This is a genomic window from Blautia sp. MSK.20.85, assembly GCF_013317245.1.
GTDB lineage: Bacteria > Bacillota > Clostridia > Lachnospirales > Lachnospiraceae > Blautia_A.
In genome coordinates this window covers 1-1,869 of sequence record NZ_JAAIUN010000069.1, presented here as the reverse complement: position 1 = coordinate 1,869, position 1,869 = coordinate 1, and the positions used below count along the sequence as shown (strand labels likewise).

At 41.1% G+C, this 1,869-nt stretch carries 1 protein-coding gene; it reads right to left on the bottom strand.

Features of this window, described 5'->3' with window-relative positions; genetic code table 11:
• Nucleotides 1-92: 92 nt before the first annotated feature.
• The gene (ltrA, locus tag G5B12_RS16850; RefSeq protein ID WP_009323505.1) at nt 93-1,388 is read right to left on the bottom strand and encodes a group II intron reverse transcriptase/maturase; all 1,296 of its coding nucleotides are present in this window, start codon (nt 1,386-1,388) and stop codon (nt 93-95) included.
• Nucleotides 1,389-1,869: the final 481 nt, after the last annotated feature.

Below are 1,869 nucleotides of genomic sequence, written 5' to 3'. Positions count from 1 at the left end.
CAGTCGAGTAGACTAAGACCTCTCAATCTTAGCCCCTCACAGATCCGTACGTGCGGCTTTCCCGCATACGGCTCCTCATAGTAACATTCGCTTCAATATAAACAATAGTACGTTTTAGGTTTTGCTAACGGGTAATACTTGAGCATTTCCACAAATCCATTCCATGTGTATGCCCGTCTACAACCTCTCCGATTCATGGCTTTGAATAGAAACTGTTGTACTCTATGCAGGAATGTTGTTATCTTCCGAAAATTCCATGTAACACCATAATACCGATAGTGTCCAATTAGTTTTACGTTCAACTCTTTAATTATTTCTCGCATTGGTCGATTTCGATTATCGTAAATCCAGTTCTTGTATGCTCTAACCTTTTGCTCTAACTTCTTTCTTGAAGTCTGTACCTTTGGCACGAAACCTCCCTTTCGAGTTTTGCTACAATAGAAGGTAAACCCCAGAAAATCAAATGTTTCAGGTTTACATTCTCCTCTTGCTCTACGATTCTGCTCTGCAAATCTCCCAAATTCAATTAGTCTGCTTTTACTACTTTCCAGCTCCAGTCCAAACTTTTCCATTCGTTCCTTTAACTCTTTATAGTATCTTTCAGCTTCTGACTTATATTGAAATCCTGCAACAAAATCATCCGCAAAGTTGACGAGAAAACACTCTCCCTGCATTTCCCTTTGCACCACCAGCTTAAACCACAGCGTCAGCACATGATGCATGTATATATTTGCAAGCATCGGACTCATTGCTGAGCCTTGTGCCGAACCTTCCTCTGTTGGCTCGAATTTTCCTTGCTCCATTATTCCTGCTTTAAGGTATTTACGTATTAGCCACAATAAGTTCTTATCCTGTATATTCCATTCAAGGAACTTCATCATCCAATCATGGTCGATATGGTCAAAGAAACCTTTGATATCGGCATCTACGATATAGCTGATTTTTCCATAGCTTATCCGTTGGTATACTTCTTTTATTGCTTCGTGACACCCCCTATTCGGTCTGAATCCATACATGCAGTTTAGGAATCTCGGTTCATAAATAGCTCCCAGTATTTTCTTCACTGCCATTTGTACAATCTTATCTTCATAGGAAGCAATCCCTAATGGTCGTTTCTTTCCATTTCCTTTAGGTATATATACCCTCAGTGACGGAAGTGGCTTAAAGGATTTGTTTTTCAACCTCTGTACCAGTTCCTTGATATTTCTATCAAGGTTCTTCCCATACTCATCCTTAGTTACCTTGTCAATTCCGACTGCTTTGTTCCCATCTAATTCCTTATGGCATTGCTTTAGCATATCTTCATTTATCAAGTGGTACACTGATGTAAATATAGGATGTTTTGATGTTGCTGATATCTCAGCTATTCTTACTAATTTCGTTTCCATTATTTCCTCCGTCCCTGAGTACGGATAATGTGTCCTCAGTAAGACCTTTACTATGCAATCCCCTTCCCTCCATCGGCATTGCCCGATTTCTACAGTACTATGGGATTGTCCGACCACCTACCATTCATTTGAAATACTCCGTTTTCAGTTGCAATTTCATACTCTTCTTCGAGAAATGGCAGGTTCTCCCCAGTTGATGTGTATTCACAATGTAAAACATGATTGGTTCTCTGACTCCGCAGTGCCACATAACACTCGCCATATCGCATTACATGATATTGTCTTCCGCACCAGTTAAGACGTCGACCGACTGAAGTTAACGTTTCGAAGCTCAATCACTATTCAACCCTGCTTTCTTGCTGTCTACGCTTGTCAGATGCCGTTACCGGCATCATCCCAAGACTCGCTATTATCTGGTTGGCTAAACCTTGGATAAACCGGAATCCCACCGGCTTGACTACACACCCTTAGCTGGGCGCAC

Excerpts from the sequence above, each read along its gene's own strand:
- ltrA (WP_009323505.1), bottom strand. The coding sequence starts at position 1,388 with ATGGAAACGAAATTAGTAAGAATAGCTGAGATATCAGCAACATCAAAA.